The organism is Pseudomonas capeferrum (assembly GCF_013523055.1).
GTDB lineage: Bacteria > Pseudomonadota > Gammaproteobacteria > Pseudomonadales > Pseudomonadaceae > Aquipseudomonas > Aquipseudomonas capeferrum_A.
In genome coordinates, this window is sequence record NZ_JAAMQM010000053.1 from 1 (window position 1) to 1301 (window position 1301).

1 protein-coding gene is annotated in these 1301 nt (G+C 62.3%); it reads right to left on the reverse strand.

The genetic code is table 11. The annotated features are described in order from the left end of the window. The coding region (locus tag G7009_RS27260; RefSeq protein ID WP_375139577.1) for an immunoglobulin-like domain-containing protein at positions 1-1301 on the reverse strand (1301 nt) is incomplete at both ends.

Below are 1301 nucleotides of genomic sequence, written 5' to 3' on the forward strand. Positions count from 1 at the left end.
CAGCGGTCAGGGTCGCCACGACATCGTTGATGGTGTCGGCGATCTGCACGGTGGCGGAGCCACCCAGCTGCAGGTTTTCGAAGGTCTGGCCATCAACGGTGGCATCGGTGATACCAACGGTTAGCGAGCCGGCGTCCTTGAAGACGTCATCACCTTGGGCGGTGGCACGGTACTCGACTTCGGTCTGGCCTGCGGCGATCACGACCTTGTCACCATTGGACAGGGTAACGGTGAGGTCACGGTCCAGGACCTGGTTGACGCGCACGGTGAAGACCGGCTGCTGGGCTTCGGTGACGTTGCCGTTGCTGACAATGCTGACCAAAACCTGGTCGCCGCCATTTGGTGTGCCTGGGGTACCTGGGTTATTCGGGGTACCGGTTTCGTCAGTGACCGTGGTGCAGGTGTAGCCCGAGGTCGACAACTTCTCGAAGACGTTGCCACCGGTGATGCCAGTGATCGACTTGTTGATGACAGGCTGGCCGCCGACGTAGACATCGTCGGCCGTGGTCAGCACATAGGTGCCGCTGGCCTTGCCTGCCTCGATGGTGATGAGACCGCCGCCTTCGAGGGTGAAGGTCATGCCCTGGTGACCGGTCACCGGCAGGCCGTCCTTGCTGATCAAGGTGACGGTGTAGGTGATCTGGCCACCTTCGGTGACGGTGGTCTTGTCAGCCGTGAGCGTGGCGACCACTTCGTTGATGGTGTCGGCGATCTGCACGGTGGCCGAGCCACCCAGCTGCAGGTTTTCGAAGGTCTGGCCGTCAACGGTGGCATCGGTGATGCCGACAGTCAGGGAACCAGCATCCTTGAACACGTCTTCGCCCTGGGCATCGGTGCGGTAGGTGGCTTCGGTCTGGCCCGCAGCGATCACCACCTTGGCGCCATTGGTCAGGGTAACGGTGAGGTCACGGTCCAGGACCTGGTTGACGCGCACGGTGAAGACCGGCTGCTCGGCTTCGGTGACGTTGCCATTGCTGACGATCGAGACGGCGATCTGGTCGCCAGCGTTCGGCGTGCCAGGGGTACCCGGATTACCTGGAGTTCCCGGTTCGTCAGTGACGACTGTGTTGGTGCTGCCAGCAGTGATCAGGTTCTCGAAGACCGCATCGCCAGTCACACCAGTGATCGTTTGGGCGATAGCCGGCTGGCCACCGACATACACGTCATCGTTGGCGGTGATGGTGGCGGTACCGGCAGCACTGCCCTTGGCCACTTCGACGACAGTGCCGTCGGTGAGCGTAAAGGTCAGGCCCTGGTGGCCAGTAACCGGCAAGCCATCCTTGCTGGTCAGGGTCACGGTG